Raw genomic sequence first — 19,101 nt, 5'->3', positions numbered from 1 at the left:
CCGCTCCGCCGATCAGGAACCGTCGTCCTGCGCGTCGACGGTCGCGACTGCCGCGAGGTTCACGATGTCTTTGACCTCGTCGCCACGTTGGAGGACGTGGACCGGCTCGTCCATGCCGGCCAGCATCGGGCCGGTGGCGTCCGCGCCGCCGAGGCGCTGGAGCAGCTTGTAGCCGATGTTACCGGCCTCGAGGTTCGGGAAGACCAGCACGTTCGCGGGTCGCTCCAGGTCGGCAAAGTCGTACGTGCCGGTCAGCATCTCCTCGAGGACGGCGGTGTCGGCCTGCATCTCGCCGTCGACGGGGAACTCGACGTCGGGGTCGTCGCGCAGGCGGCGAGCCGCTTCCCGCGGTTTGCGCGTCCCCTCGTTGTCGACGCTGCCGAAGTCCGAATACGAGAGCAGGGCGGCGCGAGGCTCGACGTCGAACCGACGGGCCAGTTCGGCGGTGTGGCGGGTTACCTCCTCGAGGACGTCCTCGTCGGGAGCCTGATTGACCGTCGCGTCGGCGACGAAGACGACGCGGTTCTTGAACGTCAGCATGTAGACGCCCGCCGCGTACTCGGCGTCGTCGGCCGTCCCGATCACCTGCAGCGGCGGTCGCAGGGCCGACGGGTAGTGGTTCGTCAGCCCCGTGAGCATCGCGTCGGCGTCGCCGCGGTCGACCATGACGCTGCCGAAGTAGTTGGTGTCGTCGCGGATCATCGACGCAGCTTCGCGGCGGGTGACGCCGTTGCGGCTCCGTCGCTCGTAGAGGTGTTCGGCGTACTCCTCGTACTCGCCGTTCTCGGGGTCGACGACGTCGGGATCGAACTCGAGGCCGAGGCTCGTGACCGCCGTCAGGATCTCGTCCTCGTCGCCGATCAGGATCGGTTCCGCGATTCCGCGGTCGGACATCTGTGCCGCCGCCCGCACGATGGTCTCGTCGGTCCCCTCGGCCAGCGCGATCCGCTTGGGATCGGACTTGGCCTTGTTGATCACGACGCGCATCATCTCGCGAGACTTCCCGAGTCGGGCCTCGAGCCTTTCGACGTACTCGTCGACCTCGAGTTCGGCGCGGGCTGCACCCGACTCGATCGCCGCTCGAGCGACGGCGGGGGCAACCTCGAAGAGGACGCGCGCGTCCAGCGGCTTCGGGATGATGTAGTCGGGGCCGAACTGCAGCGGCTCGTCGCCGTAGGCTTTGACCACAGAATCGGGTACGTCCCGTCTGGCGAGATTCGCCAGTGCGCGGGCCGCCGCCACTTTCATTTCCTCGTTGATCTCGGTGGCGCGGACGTCGAGCGCGCCGCGGAAGATGAAGGGGAAGCCGAGCACGTTGTTGACCTGGTTCGGGTAATCAGAGCGACCGGTCGCCATGATGACGGTGTCGTCGCGAGCCGTCTTGGCCTCCTCGTAGCCGATCTCGGGATCGGGGTTGGCCATCGCGAAGATGATGGGATCGTCCGCCATGGACCGGACCATCTCCGGGCTCACGATGCCGCCGGCCGAGAGGCCGACGAACGCGTCGGCTCCGTCGATCGCGTCCGCGAGGTCTCCGTCGGGGCGATCCTGAGCGAACGCCCGGTTGTACTCGTTCAGATCACCGGCTTCCGCCCGGCCAGTCGTCAGGATCCCGTCGATATCGCACATCGTGATGTTCTCGCGCGGGACGCCCAGCGAGACGTAGAATTTCGCGGTCGCGACCGCGGCCGCACCCGCGCCGGCAAATGTGACCTCGAGGTCGCCGAGCTCTTTGCCGGAGATCTCCACGGCGTTGAGCAGCGCGGCCCCGGAGATGATCGCGGTCCCGTGCTGGTCGTCGTGGAATACGGGGATCGACAGCCGATCGCGAAGCCGCTCCTCGATCTCGAAGCAGTCGGGTGCCGCGACATCCTCGAGGTTGATCCCGCCGAAGGTCGACTCCATCGCCGCGACGGACTCGACGAACGCGTCCGGGTCGTCGTGATCGAGTTCGATGTCGAAGACGTCGATATCGGCGAAGCGCTTGAAGAGGACGCCCTTTCCCTCCATGACGGGTTTCGAGGCCTGCGCGCCGATGTCACCCAGGCCGAGGACGGCCGAGCCGTTCGAGACGACGCCCACGAGGTTTCCCTTCGCCGTATATCTGTAGGCGTCGGTCTCGTCCTCGTCGATCTCGAGACACGGCGCGGCGACGCCCGGCGAGTACGCGAGCGAGAGGTCTCGCTGCGTGTTCGTCGGTTTCGTCGTCGATATCTCGATCTTTCCCGGTGGATCGGCCCTGTGATACTCGAGCGCGTCTTCGTCCATTGTTGTGTTCGGGTGTCTCCTCCGGACCGATAAAAGTGTACGGTCGTGTTTGATCTATCATTGAGAACCAACACACGTCGCGATATCAAAAGGATTTAGTCCGCACCGTGGAACGGGACGTGTCCGCATACGGTGTGCTGTCAGGACTGTTCCTCGAACGTGAGGGCTCCCTCCCAGCCCGGACATCGATACGAGCGGCTAGTTAGGAACTGGGCTGCCATCGTCTCCGATTAAACAGCACTAGTCTTGAACGTTCTCTCCGATGACGGAACCGTCCGACGTCGTCATCGCCGAACGACAAGTGACGAGGTTGGTTCGAAACCGTCACGACGTGCGTTCGATCGAGAACCGGCGGGAAATAGGTCGGATACGGCGATTCATTGCTCGAGCAGTCCGATCGTCGAACCCGGACTCGAAACGACGTTGCCAGACGGTCCGGGGATGGGAAACGGAGCACCCCCGGCGACTGTGCGAGCCACGATCCCGAAGCCGAACACCAACCCCGCGCGTAGCCGAATTGCCCGGTTTCACGGCCCGAACCGACTGCCATCCGTCGACGAACTGGACGTCGTCGAACGAGTGACTCGGGAGAGTGTACAGGCATGGTCGTGTAACTGACCGCTTGCTTGCGCTGGAGTCGGCTACTGCTGACCTTTTCTCTCAACAGTAGGTTCGAACTCATCGCTCCGACCATCATTTTCTGCCGACAAAAATGACTATAGACAAACATATAGATCGTTCCTCTCGGAAATATTTTATTTCCAATATTTCTTATATCAGCTATTGGGGATCCTCCGCCGTTCTGCTCCACTATTTGTGATTCTGATATGGAATATTACAATTTTGGTATCCGTTACCAGTAACTGAAATGTGCGAGCATTTGTGTCCGTGAGTGAGTCGCCGACGGTTGGCTTCGAGTAGCGCCAGCGAGCGTTTTGACCGAGTCCAATCGGAACATTTGTACTGTCGGCATCAGAGACATCCGATATGACAGCCGACTCGAGCGGCGGGCGACGAACAAAGGTCGAGCGTGTGATCGACGAGTACGGACTCGAGGAGTGGGGGGATCGCTTGGAGGCCGAGTGGACTGGTGACGGGACGGATCGGACGAGTCTCCGCGATCTCGCCACCCAGTTCAATCAGGCCGTACTTCGCGCCGCCGTCCGCGACGCGGGAGAATCCGTGCTCGATACCGATATCGAGTCCCTCTACCGGACGCTGGCCGACGACGACGTCTCCCGGTCCGATGCGGTCCGAAAACGGCGCGAACTCGAGCGGTCGGGCGTCGATATCGACGCCGTTCGATCCGACTTCGTCACGCATCAGACGATCTATACGTATCTCACGAACGTTCGCGACGCGTCCCTCCCGGAAGAAGACACCGAGGGGAGGGTCGACCGAAAGAAAGAGACGGTTCAGCGACTCGCCGGCCGAACACAGGTTGTCACCGAGTCGACGCTCTCGGAGTTGAGTAATGCGGGCGAAATCACGGACCGAAACTACGAGGTGTTCGTCGATGTTCGGACGATCTGTGGAAACTGTGGGGCCGACTACCCGATCGCCGAACTGCTCGATCAGGGCGGTTGCGACTGTGATGGAGACGCCGCGTAATGAGGGCAGGCAGGAGATCGGCCGCAACCAAATAATTTTATAGCTAGCGGAGAGAAGTAACCGTCGTGTCATCTCCAGAGTCAGTCACCTCGTCGATCACCGTCCAGGCGGAGAACATCGGCGGAATCGATGCGACCGAGGTAACACTGCGTCCCGGCGTGAACGTTCTGACTGGCCGGAACGCGACGAACCGAACCTCGTTTCTACAGACGATCATGGCTGCGCTGGGAAGTCATCGATCGTCGCTGAAGGGGGACGCCGACGCCGGTCGGGTCGAACTCACGTTCGACGGCGACCGATATACGCGCACGCTCGAGCGGCGAAACGACGAGATCGCCTTCGAAGGCGACCCCTATCTCGAGGATCCCGAGCTCGCGGACCTCTTCGCGTTTCTGCTCGAGTCCAACGAGGCCCGCCGGGCCGTCAGACGTGGTGACGACCTCCGTGAACTCATCATGCAGCCGATCGACACCGACGAGATCGAGGCCGAAATCAGTACGCTCGAGGCCGAGAAACGTGACCTCGACGAGCGCCTCGACCGCCTCTCGAAGCTCGGGAACGACCTCCCCGATCTCGAGGCCGAACGGACCGCACTCGAGGACGAAATCGAGTCGACGAGCGAGGAAATCGTCGCGCTCGAGTCCGACCTCGAGGAGTTCGACCTCGGCGTCGAGGCGAGCCGCGCTCGCAAGGAGGAGATCGAATCGGCCTTCGCCGATCTCCAGGAGGCACGGACGGAACTCGAGTCCATCGAGTACGACCTCGAAACCGAACGGGAGAGCCACGCCGAACTCGAGGCCGAACGCGCCGACCTCGAGGCGGACTTGGACGAGATCGACGGTGATCTGGAGTCGCCCGACAGACTCGAGGGGCGGGTTCAGGAGCTCCGCGCCCGGAAGCGCTCGCTCGATACGACGGTGAGCGAACTGCAGAGCGTAATCCGGTTCAACGAGGAACGGCTCGCCGACGACAGCTTCGATATCGATCTCGACGGTCCGGTCGACGGCGACGGTACCGACGACACCAGCGGCGACGTTACTGACCAACTGCTCGCCGACTCGGCCGATGTCGTCTGCTGGACGTGTGGTTCGGAGGTCGACCGCGAGCGGATCGAAACGACGCTCGACCGTCTGCGCTCGCTCCGCCAGTCGAAACTCGAGGAGCGAAGCGACCTGCAATCACAGATCGACGACCTCTCGACCCGACAGAAGGAACTACGCGAGCAACGCGAGCGGCGCGAGGCGATCGAAACCCGACTCGAGGCGATCGAGGACGAACTCGAGCGGCGGTCCCAGCGCATCGAGGAACTCGAGGCGGACCTCGAGGATCAGCAGGCCCGCGTCGACGACCTCGAGAAAGACGCCGGATCGGTCGAGGACGCAGCCTACGACGACGTTATCGAAACCCACCGGGAGCTGAACCGCCTCGAGCTCGAACTCGAGGACCTCGAAGCCGAACGCGACGATATCGACGCCCGAATCGAGGAGATCGAAGGGAAACTGGCCGAGCGAAGCGAACTCGAAGAACGCCGCGAGACCGTCGAGTCGGAGTTGACCGACCTCCGGACGCGCGTCGACCGACTCGAGAAAAACGCCGTCGACGCGTTCAACGACCACATGGAGTCGATCCTGTCGATCCTCGAGTACCGAAACATCGACCGGATCTGGATCGAACGCCGCGAGAAGACGGTCCGGGAGGGCCGCCGGAAGGTCACCCGCCCCGCGTTCGACCTTCACATCGTCCGAACGGCCGCGGACGGGACCTCTTACGAGGACACCGTCGACCACCTCTCGGAGAGCGAACGTGAGGTCACGGGCCTGGTCTTTGCACTCGCCGGCTACTTAGTCCACGACGTTCACGAGGCCGTCCCGTTCATGCTGCTTGACTCGCTCGAGGCGATCGACGCAAACCGGATCGCCGAACTCGTCGACTACTTCGAGGATCACGTCGACTGTCTCGTCGTCGCGTTGTTGCGAGAAGACGCAGAGGCGCTCTCGGACGACTACACCTACGTCGGCGAGATCTAGACGCGTCGTTCGACAGTTCGTCCTCGGTCGTTCCCCTGTCACCGAATCCCGATCTATCGATCGCCGTTCAAACCCCTCACACTGTAGGTAACAAATATGGTGGGTCAGAGAAATCGTATTAAAAATAGTATCTATAGATCTCTGAGTGGAGTTCAGATCACCAATATTCATTTGTGAATAGGGGACGAAAATACAATTCCTGGACTTATCTGCTCGCACGGTTGGCAAAGAGACAATAGATCAACCTTCACGGCCTCTGCGCAGAAACAGTGTACGAATCTAGAATAGTATGCTGAGATATAATATCGGTTCGACTGTTGTCGCTCGCTCGAGTCAGCGACGATATTTCGGTTACGGGCGACAGCGTTTCAGTGACTGTCCGTATGGCGACTATTCTGGCCCGATGGCACGATCTCTGGCCACCGGTCCGAGAAGCCATACCTTTGAGGCGGCCGGCATGGAATACCGACGTGATGACTCGAGACGATCACTACAAACTGTTCGGGGTCTACGTCTCGACGGACGTCTTCGATTCGCTCGCCGACTTCCTGTACGAGGAGGCCGGCGTCGTCGATTACGGGGAGTACTTCGATCCGTCCGCGTCGACGGTTCCGGCGGGCGATCCCGGTGCCGACGCGACCGACGAACTCGTCTCGAGGCTGGTCGCGGCGTTCGCCGACTGCTACGACGCGGCCGACTTCGAGGCTGCACGGCGAGTCGATCCCGATTCGTTCGTTCTCGCCCACCTCGCTGCCGATCCGCGGCTGGTGGCCGACGCCCGCGAGCGTTTTCAGGCCGCCGCCACGATTCAGGACGCGGACCTCCGGACGGTTCAAACGGGGATCCTGTCGGCGTTTCTCGCTCGCAGGGCGGGCCTCGAGGAGGAGTAGCGCCCTGACCGAGCCGACGGACTCGAGGCCGCAGAAACCGCGAGGCCGCATTCACTGCAGCGATTCACAGGCGATACCATCGTCGTCGGCGTCGAGACGGTGCGGATCGCTCGCCTCCCGCTCGAGGACCGCCTGCGCCTGCGCGTGACTGTCGAAATGGCTACAGTCGTAGTCGCCGTCCGGTGGCAGCGGCGGAAGGGAGACGCCCTGCTCCGTGGTCGGCCGAGTCTCCGCTGCTGACTGCTCCGGCGCGGCCCCCTGTGTTCCAGTAAAGTTCCACAGTCCGGTGGCGTTCGCTCGAGCGTTCGCTTCCGCGGTTTCGAACGCGTCCCGCTTCGAGAACGAACTCTCGTACAGCCGGGCGTACCCCTCGCTGAGCAGCCGCTCGTTGAAGTTCTCGCCGTCGTTATAGATGTAGACGAGCAGCCGACCGAACGTCCCTCGCCGATCGGCCTGCGGATCGACCACGATGCGGACGGTTTCACCGGCCAGCGTCTCGTTCGTGTAATTCGTCGCGTTCTGCCCCCACTCGTACAGGTGGTCCCGTCCCTCCGTCGTGTTCGGGATCCCCTCGAACTCCGCCGGATCGACTCTGCTCAACGTCGTTTCCGGCGTATCGACGCCCAGCAGGCGGAGGGTATCGACCTGACCGTTCGGGAACCGGACCTCGACCGTATCGCCGTCGATCACTCGAGTAACGGTGACGGTCCACGCCTGTCCCTCGAGTTCGTCGTCCGACTGCAGCACCGAATCGGCAGCGGGTCCATCGCCAGTCGCACCGTCGTGCTCGAGCGTGCTACACCCTGCGAGGAGGACGAGCACGATCACCAGCGATGTGACGAGACGGTTCGAGGGAGACATTGCCAGTGGCCTTTGCGGCGGAGTTGCAAGAACCTCTTCACTGATCAACTCGGAAGAGAGTGCTATCACGCTACCGATCGAAGAAACGGTAGCGATCGTCCGGTGGCGGCTCGAGGGATATCACTCGTGAACGAGTTCACGATGAGGATTATGTACAGTGGCGGGAATCGTCGCCTATGTCCCTCGTACTTCTCGGAGCAGTTCTGCTGCTCTGCCTCCTTCCGTCACTCCTGTTCCTCGGATTCTGGCACGGGCTTTGCAACATGCAACGACGGGTTCTCGCCACGTACACCGACAACCGCAGCGGAGACACTGACCCCACGGTCACGTGGAACGATGTCATCGACGCGTACACCGATCCCGGAAAAAACCTTCTCGCCTCTGCCCCCGCATCCGGATCACTGTCCTCCGACGACGGTCGGTGTTCAGTCTGTGCGGCGAACAACGACTCCGTTGCGTCGTTCTGTCGCCGGTGTCTTCGGAGCCTCGAGTGAGGTGTGTCCGCCACTCCGGCTTCCGATCGACTGCGTCGAAGTAGGGTTATAGTGTTCCCTCACGGTGAAATGGAGAGTGGAGTGACTGATTGGCCGAAGCGACGTTGATCTCTCCGGAAATCGCGGTTTCGAACCGCAAAGCTGGCCGGTTCGAACTGTCAGCCGGTTTCGAAGACGCGAACTCGAGCGGCGGTGCGACCGACAGCCTGCCCACGTTGATCGTCGTGTCGACGGGGGGTGTCTGAGCGTCGTCCTTGTCGCCCGCCAGTTCGTCGTACACCCGCTTCGGGCTCTCGTGAATGAGTCTTGGCCACATTCTTGAGTACGGGCGGTGAGGCCCGCATAGATAGCGAACCGTGAATACGATGCAACGACGCAATATCCTTCGGGCTGTGCTTCTGGTCGTCTTGATCGTCTCCGCCGGTAACCTCACGGTCGCGTGGCTCAGCGCACCGACGGATGCGGTCGCCGCTGTGCAGAATCAGACTGACAAACCCCCCGCAGAGCGGACTCCCGTCGTCGAGAACCGTGACGGGGCGACAGTTATCACGACCGATCCACCGGGCGGGAGCGACGGCCTGGGAGCCATCGTCGCCTTCAGTGGTGACGGACGGCCCCTCTACCACAACGACACGTACGGCAATTACTTCGACGTCGATCCCGATCCCCCTGGCTCGAAGACCGTCCTGTACGTTGCGGGAAGCCGATACGATCCGTGCCCTGACACCCTTCAAGCGCAGACCGACGCCACTGTCGAGGACGGCTGTGCGGCGGTCGTACTGGAGCGCGTCAACCTCACCACAGGCGCAAGTGAACGGCTTCATACCGCTGTTACGGGTTGGGATATCTGGCACGATGTCGACAGAGTCGACGAACACAGATTGCTCGTGGCCGATATCGCGCAGGATCGCGTGTTCACGCTGAACACCACCACCGGCAACGTGACGTGGGAATGGCGCGCCGAAGGAGCTCTCGACCCCGACAGCGGTGGGAACCCCGGTGATTGGACTCATGTCAACGACGTCGAGTTCCTCGAGGACGGTCGGGTGATGGTCAGTCTCCGGAACCAGGACCGGGTCGTCTTTCTCGAGCCGGGTGAAGGGGTCCAGCGTGACTGGACGCTCGGGGCCGAGGACGCTTACGGGATCCTCTACGAGCAGCACAATCCGGATTATATCCCGCCAGCCCGTGGCGGCCCGGCGGTTGTCGTTTCCGACTCGGAGAATAACCGCGTCGTCGAGTATCAGCGTGAAAACGGCACGTGGACTCGAACCTGGGAATGGCAGGACGAGCGACTCCGGTGGCCACGCGACGCTGACCGGCTTCCCGGTGGCCATACGCTCGTGACTGACTCCCAAGGAAATCGTGTGATCGAACTCTCCGAGACCGACGATATCGTGTGGAGCGTGGCTATCTCGACACCCTACGAAGCCGAACGCCTCGGGACCGGAGACGAGAGCGCAACTGGGAAGAGCACGGTTGCACTCGCGAACGGAACCATCGACTCGCCGGCCGCCGGTACCGACCGACGCTCGAAAACCGGCTTCTCGTGGCTCGTCGCATTCATTACCGGCCCGGTCGTCAACGGAATACTCCACGTCGCACCGACGTGGATGACAATCGGGGATCTGGTGATCGCTTGCGTGTTCGTTACCGCAGCGGGGACGGCCGGTATCTCGGAGATATACTGGTCGGGAATCGGGCAACGATTACGGCACTGGTGGGGTTCGCGATGACAGAGCCAAATAGTACAGATGACTACTAATCGACTGTGCTCTGGTGACTAGTGGGAACGGTTCGGTCCGTTCACTTCGGTCGCTCGTATCCCTCGCGAATCGGGACGGAACAAATCTTTTGACGTACTGTGACATGCTCACAGGGTAGAGCGGAGAACATCTGAAGTGATGAGAACGGAAGCCCGACCGGATGCAACGAGGGCATCGAGCAGACGAAGAGACCGTTTTTGGCTTACAGCCGTCGTTGCCGGCGTGCTTCTAGGAGTATATCATCTATTTCTTCGTCCCTGCCACCGTCAGTGGGGTGCTAGCGACGCTGAAGTGAGTCGACAGCTTCCGGGTGACGATCTCGTCCCGGAACCGGGTGACGAAACGACTCGAGCGGTCACGGTCGAAGCGCCAAGTGACAGGGTATGGCCGTGGGTGGTCCAACTCGGGCAGGGACGCGGCGGTTTCTACAGCTACACCTGGCTCGAAAATCTGGTCGGTGCAGAGATCCACAACGTCGATCGAATCGTCCCGGAACTCCAGAAATTAGAAGCGGGAGATTCGATCCGGATGGTCCGGGAGGATTATTGGTTCCAAAGTCCGGTCACCTCGATGACAGTCGAACGCGTCGATCCCAATCGAACACTCGTCCTTCAGGGCCATGATGGCGGAACGTGGACGTTCCATCTCGACCAGCTAGATGACGAGACGACGCGTTTCATCGTCCGCGGACGGAAGCCCAAGAACCGAACGGCTATCGGATACGTCCTCCGCTATCTGACGTACGAACTGCCACATTTCGTCATGGAACGGGGAATGATGCTCGGAATCAAAACCCGTGCCGAACGACACTGGCGAGATGAGGGTACGTCCCCCAATGACGGTTCCCAGGTCCTATCGGACGGCTAGTCGACATCCTTACACGGCTCTGACTGTGGGAGGACGTCTGGTGCGGTTACTCTGTGGGTGATGCCGGCCCAGCGGTGCTGCGTGCTCGCATCGACGCGGAGTGCGCCGGCCAGCGGTGATCGGTCCGCTCGTGGCGTCTCCGCGCGTTTCGGCTGACTGACGCCGTTTCTCCACTCGGCAATGTCGTTAGAGTTCGACGGCACCAATCCAGTTATCGCTCCCGTGAACGGGGCAGAACGAGCGATGGTTGCGGTCACAGTTGGGGTCCATACACCATCCACATGCACACCACCGCTGGAGGGATCGGTCCGGAATCGTATGCCGACACAGTGTACAGGTCGCTTCCATATACTTTGTTACTACCTAGCACAGCATAGCTGTTTGCGCTATCCACCCAGACTCTCTCGCCGGCCGGACGAGTTCGGTCCCCTCCCGGCACCACCGAGGTACCGGTAAGCAGCGTAGTGTTGAATAGTTCCGTATGGCATACCAGCGACGATGTGACCGGTACACACTCGATCAAGGGTTCCCTGACTGGGGAAAGTAGTACCGTGCCTTCTCGAGCTATACAACAACTGGTTGTCTAAGTTGAGCGTTGATCATGTTCGGATTGGATAGGGATCGGGACCGAGGGCTTCCCGTTGTTACTCGGCTCAAATCGGACTGGAAAGATTAGCCAAAAAGCGAAGACAGCGATACGATTGGAGGGTGGAAGGTGTTATTTCCTCGGTCTACCTCGCCACAATCGTAAGACGGCACGGATCACGACCATTCTGCTTCACGAACGTGGGACGGCGTTACGTTGGATGTGTAAATACAACCGGCTCACGTCTGCTGTTTCGCGAGCGTGAAGTGAGCGAGTGGGTTGGGGCAGGTAAGGTACGTAGTACGTGGGGATTCTTCCCCTTCAGATCTGCGCGCGAGACGTCTTCTAACGGGCATCCATGACAATCATGACCACGGACAAAGACGATCTCGAACCGCTCGATCCGAATTCGAGGCGACTGACAACATACAGAGATAACGGCGTCAAGGCCAACTCTACGGACAGAGTTAGTCTATCTTCTTCCGAATCCGTTCTTTCCGACCCCCGAACCTTCCTTTTGTCCCGTCTGTCGGCCCGATTTCAAGCGCCTGATCACAGACATCGAGCGCCTCCTCATACCGGTCCTGCTTCTCGTAAATGATGGCGAGTCGCTCACTAGCGATCTCGGTGTCTTTCTTACAGCACTCGATGCACTTCTCGATCCCATCCTCGTGGATTCTCCCCCATGCACCGGACTGCTCTACGGCCCACTGAAATCCTGCACACTACGATAAACTCTATCCTCATTCTGACGACTGTGCAGAGGTGACATCGGGCACCTCAGAAGGTGCAGTTGCAGAGGGGGAAACGATGGATTGTCCAGCCACATCGGATTCGTAGCTGAAGTCACAACGCTCTTCAGCTTCATATTTTACCGGTGAATTCAACCGACTGGATTGTTTGAAAGTCAAATTCTGCGTATTATAGTGGTGGTGTAGAGTATCTCTATAGCGAATGCGACTCCTCGATCGTCTGCCCGTCTCTACTCTACTTCTCGGACGCTATTTCGCTCTGTGATTGCTCGGAGCGGGCAAGATAGAGGGTCTAGCATGGTGGACCCGCCAAGTCGGGCAGAAGCGATCTCACAGGACAAGATGTGAGCTAACACCGTCTGTGATTAGTCTGGGGACAGCTGGCGCGGGAAGACTTGTCCCCAGACGTGCTTGTCCAAGAGCCTGACCGTCATCGATTCTTTCACCTCGATACAACAGGAGAGTCGTGGATATCCGAACCGAACAGCCGCGGCGTCGTGCCAGTGGGTTGGCTCCGGTGCGGGAGCGACCTCAACGGTACAAGTCGAACAGAGCCCCCGTCCACCGCAGTTGGCATACTGTGACAGCGTTCCGTAGACCGGCAGGTCGTGTTCGAGCAACGAATCCCGGAGGTTCGCGCCGGGTTCGACCTCGATAATTCTTTCCTCGCCTCCGGTGATGACTCGCACCGGAATTCCCTCATCCATATCTTTCAGTATGTTCTCATATCACGTGATTCTACCGGGAGGGCGCACTGAGAGACCGCAACACAAAGTTTCCTGGAGCTCCCCTATACCCAGCAATTACCGCGCTGCATAGCCTTCGCCCCCGTGTAGGCGCGCGGGTTCAGCCAGATACTTCGCAATCACCGTTTCCTTCATCACGCGCGTTTTCGAAAAGCGCTACACACGCGCTGTGTATTCAGCACGTCTCGCTCGATCTATCCAGTAACTGGTAGAATTGGCGTGACCGATACAGAGCATGAGATCAGCATAACGCCCTCGTTTGTTTCACGCAGAAGCCAATGAACTGGCCGTTCAGTAGACCTGCTTACTGAACGGGTGAGAACACTACACGATCTCGAAAACCACCAATAGGATAAGTCCGGCGGCCACGAACGACAGACCCGCCAAGAACGTCCAAGCGACTCCGTACCCGTTCACGTCGATGAGGTATCCGAACGTCGGTGGCGCGAACAGCCCGCTGACAGTCATAGCCAACTGGCCCGCGGCCGAAGCCGCGCCGAATTTTTCGTCGCTGACAAGTATCGAGATACAGGAGTAGTACAGCCCAGTTGAACCGAGGACGAACACGCCGAGGCCAGCAAACACCAAACCCGCTGTGAGCGGCGTCGTGGTCAGCGGAAGCAGTAAAAACAACACGCCGCCACTCGCCGCCTGGACGACCAACATCGCGCTCGTTCGTGATCGCGGCGTCCCTGGAAGGATATCCGCCAACGTACCGACGCCGATCTTGCCAGCGCTATTGACGACCTGCACCGACGCGAGAACGAGTCCGCCCGTTGCGACGGTCGCTCCGATCGACTCATCGATAAAGAGGACGGTGTACCCGGTCGCCGTGTAGAACGCAGCGCCGATACACATGCCTGCCGGTAATAGAACGAGATACGCACGATTCGATAGCAGTCCTCGAAAACCGGGCGACGTCATATCGGCCCGGGACGCTCTACGATACACGAAAAAGAATGCGACAGTGGTTATCAGCCCGACCCCCGCAGCGACGAGGAATCCGAATTGCCAGAAGAATCGGCCGGCGAGCCCCGTGATAAGAACGGCGCCGATGGCGCTTCCGACGGTCGGACCGATCTGTTTGATCCCGATTGCACGGTGATGGCGTTCCGCGTCGATCTGGTCGAAGATCGCCTTGTTCGTCCCCGGCGTGGCACTGCCATACATCGAACCGAGGAGAAAGACGGCAGCCAGAAACAGCCAGTAGGTGGGAGCGACAGCGACCAAGAGCACACCCGAGGCGAGTCCGGCTAAGCCGGCGGTTAGCGTCCGGCGTTCACCAAACCGATCGGTCGCAACGCCGAAGGGTAACAAGAAGATCGCGTAGCCGAGTGTCAGTGCACTAATCACGAGACCGACCTCGAAACTGGACAAGCTGAATGCGTCTCGAAAGAGTGGCGTGCCAGCGTAGATTGCATAATAGCAGACACTGGCGACAATGTGCCAGCCAGTCACGGTCAGTACGATCCGCCAAAACCGAGAGAACATGGTGGTGACTCAAACTACGGTTTATTAGCTATACCGGTCAGACGTACTGGGATGTTCTCTCAGTCTGTCACATAGGGCCTCTGTATCTCGCACATCGCTTCTGACAGTAACTCGGTAGTCAGCAAAGTCTCTGCAAGACACAGGGCGCGAGTTCCGCACAATGGTCACGTTTGTTTCACGACCTATCTAATGAACCAGCCGTTCCGTAGATATGCTTACTGACCGCTGGAATTCCTCCCAATCAACGTATCTCTTCAAAGAGTCGTGCTGAATACAGAGCGCGTATCTTGCATGGGAGATTAGTCTGCGCAGGTAAACACCTTGTGTCAATGAGTTCGGATGACGAGTCTCAGTCGGTGAGCAGGAACTGGCCGAGGACACGACTCGTCCCGCGTCGGATCGTCTCACTCGCCGTGGATTTATCGACGCCGAGTTCGTCTGCCAGTTCAGCCAGCGTACACCCCCGGGGCACGTCGAAGTAGCCGAGGCGTTGTGCGGTGGCCAGACACTCCTGCTGACGCTGGGTTAGGAGGGCGGCCTCCTCGCCGGTGTGGACAACCGTGATGAGGTCGTACTGGAGGCCCGATTCGTCTAGCGCCTCGCCGAATGCATCGAACTGTTCCTGGGTGACGGTCAGGTCGAACTCCATTTCCCCGTTCTCGACGATGAGCGGGAACTCCGGCGGCAGCGACGAACCCCACAGGAACTCGTAGAGTCGCTGTTCAACCGCCTCGTATTGTACGATGGCACGTTCATCATCGCTAAGCAAGCGCTCGTACGCGACGGTGTCCGGGTGGTCACGGAGCGCAGCGGCTGCGGCCTCGGGATCGTCGGCTCGAATCTCGCCGAGTTCTATGGCCCGGTCGTTCTTCGGGACGCCGGTGAGTAGCCGGAACGTCGCGTCCGGGAACTGCGTGGACACCTCGGCGACCCAGATGTCCTCAGGCAGGTTCATTCGGAAGCGTGCACGGAGCATCGTTACACCTCTCGCGGTGGTCCGGTCTCGGACAGGGCCATACTGCTGTATATATTCTCGCAGCGTAAAACCGGCGGTCCGTTGGCAGTCAGCATATGCTGTTTCAGGTGAAAGACAGTAGGGCGGGCGTGGATGATAACTGTCCCCGCCCCCGCGATTACCTATCCGTCACTGCAGGTCTGATCGCACAGTAACTGAGATAACCGACGGGACCGAACAACAGTGTCAGGACTAGCAGGGGTGAGACGACGAGTGGCGGAATTCCCCGCCTGCTGGCATCGCGGTAGATCCAGCGGCCGACGAGCAAGTCGAACGCGAGAAAGTGCGCCCAGGCGAACTTCGCGCCGGCGTCAGTGGCGAGCAGCGTCGCCAGCCCTGAAAGTGAAGGTGATAGAACCGCCACCGCGACGGAACTCGCCTGCGGGAGCAGGAAGACGAGGTAGAGCAGTGCCGCTGGGAGAGCGACGAGCGGAGAATCCACGATCCGTTCGGTCACGTCCCACTCCGGCGCGACGATCATCAACACCCAGAACGGGGCAACCAGTAGGAAGCTCGCCTTGAAGATCGTGGCTATCGAGACTACCGGCAGGGAGGACAGCAGCGGGTTCCCGAGCAGCGCCCAGACGAACGTACCACCCACGAGACCGCCGTAGAGGACTGCGACTGTACCGACGACGCCGAGGGACCGGCGGGTCGACGAGTCGATCCAGCGTGCTGCGACGTAGCCGGTGAGCGGCAGGACTTGCAGAGCGTGCAAGCCGACGAAGTGTGCGATACGGAGGTCGCCACCCGTGAGACTCCAGTTCAGCAGCGGGAGCCCGGGATCACCCACGGGCGCACCGACAGCGTGACCGCCGTAGGAGATCATGAGGAACCCCTCTAAACTCGCCACGACGAAGACGAACATCCCGAGCCGAATCCCCCATAGGTACGCAGGGGCGAGGTCAGGGGGGTGCTGGACGATCCGCAAAAGAACGTACGCGACGACGAGTGTGCTGACGGTGATGGTTACCCCCATGAGAGCGAATATCGCGGTGTCAAGCGCGGTTCCCCTATTGAAATGCGAGGGCACCGCACGTGCCGCCTGCGTCGAGATGAGGGTGATCTCGACAGTCATCGCGACGCTGATTGTATACGTGGCCAGACGTTCGACGCGGTCGGTTAGGGACAGGGAGGGGAGCAGCCAGCCCAGCGTCGCGGTGAAGATTGCGATCGAAGCAGCGAACTTCCATGGTTTCGTCCAGACGTTCCGGCCGAGGACCATCCGTCCGTCCACCACCATCAGGACCGTGAAGATGACCACGAGGCCGAGGTTGAAGAGAGAAACGGTGAACAGGAACCGGTTTCTGTCGTAGAACTCCGCCACTACTTCCCTTACCGGTCGATCTGCGGACAGGATGTCCGTCCCGTCCAGCTGTCGTTCTTCGGCCGAATCAGTCTCGCGCAGTCGTCGCATACGTGCTCCTGTTGCTGCGCTGCCGGGTGGGAATTTGCCCAACATGTTGGGCCACTTCGCCTGTTTCGGATTCTACAACGAGTTCCGGGTCACGACGGCCCCGATCGATCAGAGCTGTCCGATTGCGCTGGTCGAACTGCCGGGGAGCATCGACTGCCGTCACCTCACCGCTATTCCGATCCCAGCCATTTCGATGTGAACCGACAACGCGTATAACGCTGAATCAACCCCTCTACTCAGCAGTCGATTTTTGGGATATTTCGGATAGATCGATAACTGCCTCGGTAACCGCTTGCCCTGTATTCAGCATGGCTCCTAAATCCTATCGCTGTGTGAATTTCAACAAAGGCAGATGGGTCTACGGACGGCGACGCGGGCTGAGCCGATCACGTCACTGCCCTCCGCCATCGGCGAGATCAGCGTCGCCCGCCGAGAGATCCCGAACACGTCCATCACCGTTTTTCGGTCACAGCTACGCACTAAGGCCCGTCGCACACGCTCATCATATGCCCGTTGTAACAGCGTCCGCGGATCGTCCGGGATACGGCCACGCGCCGAGTTCGTGATCGGCCCGACCCCCCTCGCTTGCGAAGGAGGACTCCCCTCCTCTGCAACGACTACTCAGAGGGCCTCGTCGACGGCCTGCAAGGCCTCGACCCCTTGCTCGAGGCTGGCTTCCAGTGCCGGCGTCGCAGACTCACCACCTGGTCTCTCGGTCGCAGCATCCGCAGGCAATTCCGAGTCAGCGACAGCGTCACGATCGGAGAACAGATCAGTACGTTCGAGCGACTCCTCCCTCTTCGCAGTCGTTGTCGGTCAGGCCACGTCGGGTTCACGATGACCCGTCCAGTTGACGGATGCTGACACCAATCGCGTTATACTGTACATCTCGCAGAACATCCTGAAAAATCAGTACCCCTGTCCATGAATGTGCAGCCATCTAGAGAAGAGCGGTTAATCACCTGGCTGCAGGTAGTTCTGTGAGTCAGACTGAGTCTTGTAGACATCACCTTGGACGCAGACTTCATCGCGTTCAAGCACTCGGTCACTTCCGGCTATGGTCCGAGTGGACTGGACAAGCCGCCAGAGCGGCCGGATATTGCAAAGCACGAATCCGACAACGATGAGCGCGAATCCGGTGACAGTCGCTATGGTAATTTGCTCACCAAGAAGGACTGCACCAAAAACCGTCGCCACAACGGGTGCTGCGTAGTTGATGAGGCTAATATTCGTTGCACCGATTCTGTTCAGCAACGTGAAATAGAGGAGGAACCCGCCTGCTGTTGCGAAAATCCCGAGGTATGTGAGCGCGGCGGCCGCTGACGCCGTCCACGTCACGTTTCGGAACGTTGCTCCTGAATAGGCGTACGCTGTCGCGTGAAGGAATACCGCCCCGGTAACCATCGACCACGCGTGGAGTGCCATCGTCGGGAGGCCCGCTGACCAGCGTTCTGTGAGTACGGAGCCGAGCGCGAAGACGACTGCGGACGCCAAGAGAAGCCCAATTCCGAGGAGTTGTCCGTCGAAGGATCCACCAGCAATTGCAATGGCGATCACGCCAGCGAGCCCAGCACCTAGTCCAATGATATCCGTGATGTAGATCCGTTCTGTTGAGAGGACACGGATAGCGATGACCGGCGTGATGATCGGTGTGAAACTGAGGATGATCGCAGCGACACCACTCGTGACGTAACTCTGGCCGATGAACGAGAACGCAAAGTGCGCTCCAATGACGAGGATGCCGTTCGAGAGGATGAGAGCGAGATCCGCTTTCGTCCGGGGGAGCCACCGGAGCCGGCTGAGTAGCACCGCTCCGATGAAAATGACCGCGGCAATATCTAACCGGGCCGCTGCGAAGAGGAGCGGTGGCAGTGTTTCTAGCCCGATTTCGATCGCTGTGAAGGCTGTTCCCCAGACAAGTGCGAGCGCACCAAACAACAACACGTCTTCTACCTTTGTCATGTTACCATTGCGTAGTATGTGATTGCTTCAAAGTCGATGTAGTCCCTATAAGCGGCTCAACTAAACGATTTGCGAGGACCGTGATACCACAACTCAACGGCTATAGAGCTATGTTAGTCATTCACCAAACACAGTTCTTTGCACGAACAAGAGATTGCTATTTTCGCATACCCAGTGACACAATCTACCTATGGATAGCTGGGCGCGACTGAGTGCCGTTCGATCCAAATGGATTGCTTAGAGCGGAAATATACTACTCTAGCGAAGATCTATATTCCTCCAGAGATGCGTTCTACGCAGGGCTGATCCGACTGAACCGGACCCCTACGAGGACGTCAATCAGGCAGT

At 59.9% G+C, this 19,101-nt stretch carries 13 protein-coding genes; 5 read left to right on the top strand and 8 right to left on the bottom strand.

Annotated features, from left to right (window positions below):
* Positions 1-12: 12 nt before the first annotated feature.
* Positions 13-2,268: an NADP-dependent malic enzyme gene (locus NDO75_RS07705; protein ID WP_310905571.1), complete on the bottom strand. Its 2,256-nt coding sequence runs from the start codon at positions 2,266-2,268 to the stop codon at positions 13-15.
* Positions 2,269-3,255: 987 nt separating this feature from the next.
* Between NDO75_RS07705 and rdfA the strand changes: the two genes are divergently transcribed.
* The 3 genes from rdfA to NDO75_RS07690 all read left to right on the top strand — a co-directional run bounded on the left by rdfA (position 3,256) and on the right by NDO75_RS07690 (position 6,796).
* Positions 3,256-3,879 carry a rod-determining factor RdfA gene (gene rdfA / locus NDO75_RS07700; RefSeq protein ID WP_310905570.1) on the top strand — a complete coding sequence of 208 codons (624 nt, stop codon included), beginning with the start codon at positions 3,256-3,258 and terminating at the stop codon, positions 3,877-3,879.
* A gap of 65 nt (positions 3,880-3,944) precedes the next feature.
* Entirely contained in the window at positions 3,945-5,906 is a 1,962-nt protein-coding gene (locus NDO75_RS07695; RefSeq protein WP_310905569.1) for an archaea-specific SMC-related protein, read from the top strand.
* Between the two features lie 473 nt (positions 5,907-6,379).
* Positions 6,380-6,796, top strand: a complete 417-nt coding sequence (locus NDO75_RS07690; protein ID WP_310905568.1) for a hypothetical protein — start codon at positions 6,380-6,382, stop codon at positions 6,794-6,796.
* Between the two features lie 51 nt (positions 6,797-6,847).
* On the opposite strand, the gene NDO75_RS07685 is transcribed toward NDO75_RS07690, so the two are convergent.
* The gene (locus NDO75_RS07685) at positions 6,848-7,657 is read right to left on the bottom strand and encodes a thermonuclease family protein (protein ID WP_310905567.1); all 810 of its coding nucleotides are present in this window, start codon (positions 7,655-7,657) and stop codon (positions 6,848-6,850) included.
* Positions 7,658-8,516: 859 nt separating this feature from the next.
* Here NDO75_RS07685 and NDO75_RS07680 point away from each other — a divergent pair.
* Both NDO75_RS07680 and NDO75_RS07675 read left to right on the top strand, forming a co-directional pair.
* Positions 8,517-9,887, top strand: a complete 1,371-nt coding sequence (locus NDO75_RS07680) for an aryl-sulfate sulfotransferase (RefSeq protein ID WP_310905566.1) — start codon at positions 8,517-8,519, stop codon at positions 9,885-9,887.
* A gap of 321 nt (positions 9,888-10,208) precedes the next feature.
* Entirely contained in the window at positions 10,209-10,784 is a 576-nt protein-coding gene (locus tag NDO75_RS07675; RefSeq protein ID WP_310905565.1) for a hypothetical protein, read from the top strand.
* 1,053 nt (positions 10,785-11,837) lie between these two features.
* On the opposite strand, the gene NDO75_RS07670 is transcribed toward NDO75_RS07675, so the two are convergent.
* The 6 genes from NDO75_RS07670 to NDO75_RS07645 all read right to left on the bottom strand — a co-directional run bounded on the left by NDO75_RS07670 (position 11,838) and on the right by NDO75_RS07645 (position 18,753).
* A complete protein-coding gene (locus tag NDO75_RS07670) occupies positions 11,838-11,969 on the bottom strand; it encodes a tetratricopeptide repeat protein (RefSeq protein WP_345784896.1) in 132 nt (43 codons plus the stop codon).
* 518 nt (positions 11,970-12,487) lie between these two features.
* Complete coding sequence (locus tag NDO75_RS07665) at positions 12,488-12,829, bottom strand: 2Fe-2S iron-sulfur cluster binding domain-containing protein (RefSeq protein ID WP_310905564.1); 342 nt, start codon at positions 12,827-12,829, stop codon at positions 12,488-12,490.
* 363 nt (positions 12,830-13,192) lie between these two features.
* On the bottom strand, positions 13,193-14,359 hold the full coding sequence (locus NDO75_RS07660; RefSeq protein ID WP_310905563.1) for an MFS transporter: 1,167 nt from the start codon (positions 14,357-14,359) through the stop codon (positions 13,193-13,195).
* A gap of 349 nt (positions 14,360-14,708) precedes the next feature.
* Complete coding sequence (locus tag NDO75_RS07655) at positions 14,709-15,335, bottom strand: helix-turn-helix domain-containing protein (protein ID WP_310905562.1); 627 nt, start codon at positions 15,333-15,335, stop codon at positions 14,709-14,711.
* 157 nt (positions 15,336-15,492) lie between these two features.
* Positions 15,493-16,791, bottom strand: coding sequence for an ABA4-like family protein (locus NDO75_RS07650; RefSeq protein WP_310905561.1), 1,299 nt, complete (start codon positions 16,789-16,791; stop codon positions 15,493-15,495).
* A 954-nt stretch (positions 16,792-17,745) separates the two neighbouring features.
* Positions 17,746-18,753, bottom strand: a complete 1,008-nt coding sequence (locus tag NDO75_RS07645) for a DMT family transporter (RefSeq protein WP_310905560.1) — start codon at positions 18,751-18,753, stop codon at positions 17,746-17,748.
* Positions 18,754-19,101: the final 348 nt, after the last annotated feature.

It is taken from the genome of Natrinema sp. 1APR25-10V2, from assembly GCF_031626495.1.
In the GTDB taxonomy this organism is placed as follows: domain Archaea; phylum Halobacteriota; class Halobacteria; order Halobacteriales; family Natrialbaceae; genus Natrinema.
The sequence above is the reverse complement of the archived record's forward strand: the minus strand, read 5'-3'. Positions and strand labels throughout refer to the sequence as shown.

What these genes read in the sequence shown, in the direction of transcription:
- NDO75_RS07705 (WP_310905571.1), bottom strand. Translation starts at nt 2,268, where the DNA reads ATGGACGAAGACGCGCTCGAGTATCACAGGGCCGATCCACCGGGAAAG.
- rdfA (WP_310905570.1), top strand. Translation starts at nt 3,256, where the DNA reads ATGACAGCCGACTCGAGCGGCGGGCGACGAACAAAGGTCGAGCGTGTG.
- NDO75_RS07690 (WP_310905568.1), top strand. Translation starts at nt 6,380, where the DNA reads ATGACTCGAGACGATCACTACAAACTGTTCGGGGTCTACGTCTCGACG.
- NDO75_RS07685 (WP_310905567.1), bottom strand. Translation starts at nt 7,657, where the DNA reads ATGTCTCCCTCGAACCGTCTCGTCACATCGCTGGTGATCGTGCTCGTC.
- NDO75_RS07680 (WP_310905566.1), top strand. Translation starts at nt 8,517, where the DNA reads ATGCAACGACGCAATATCCTTCGGGCTGTGCTTCTGGTCGTCTTGATC.
- NDO75_RS07665 (WP_310905564.1), bottom strand. Translation starts at nt 12,829, where the DNA reads ATGGATGAGGGAATTCCGGTGCGAGTCATCACCGGAGGCGAGGAAAGA.
- NDO75_RS07660 (WP_310905563.1), bottom strand. Translation starts at nt 14,359, where the DNA reads ATGTTCTCTCGGTTTTGGCGGATCGTACTGACCGTGACTGGCTGGCAC.
- NDO75_RS07655 (WP_310905562.1), bottom strand. Translation starts at nt 15,335, where the DNA reads ATGCTCCGTGCACGCTTCCGAATGAACCTGCCTGAGGACATCTGGGTC.
- NDO75_RS07650 (WP_310905561.1), bottom strand. Translation starts at nt 16,791, where the DNA reads ATGCGACGACTGCGCGAGACTGATTCGGCCGAAGAACGACAGCTGGAC.
- NDO75_RS07645 (WP_310905560.1), bottom strand. Translation starts at nt 18,753, where the DNA reads ATGACAAAGGTAGAAGACGTGTTGTTGTTTGGTGCGCTCGCACTTGTC.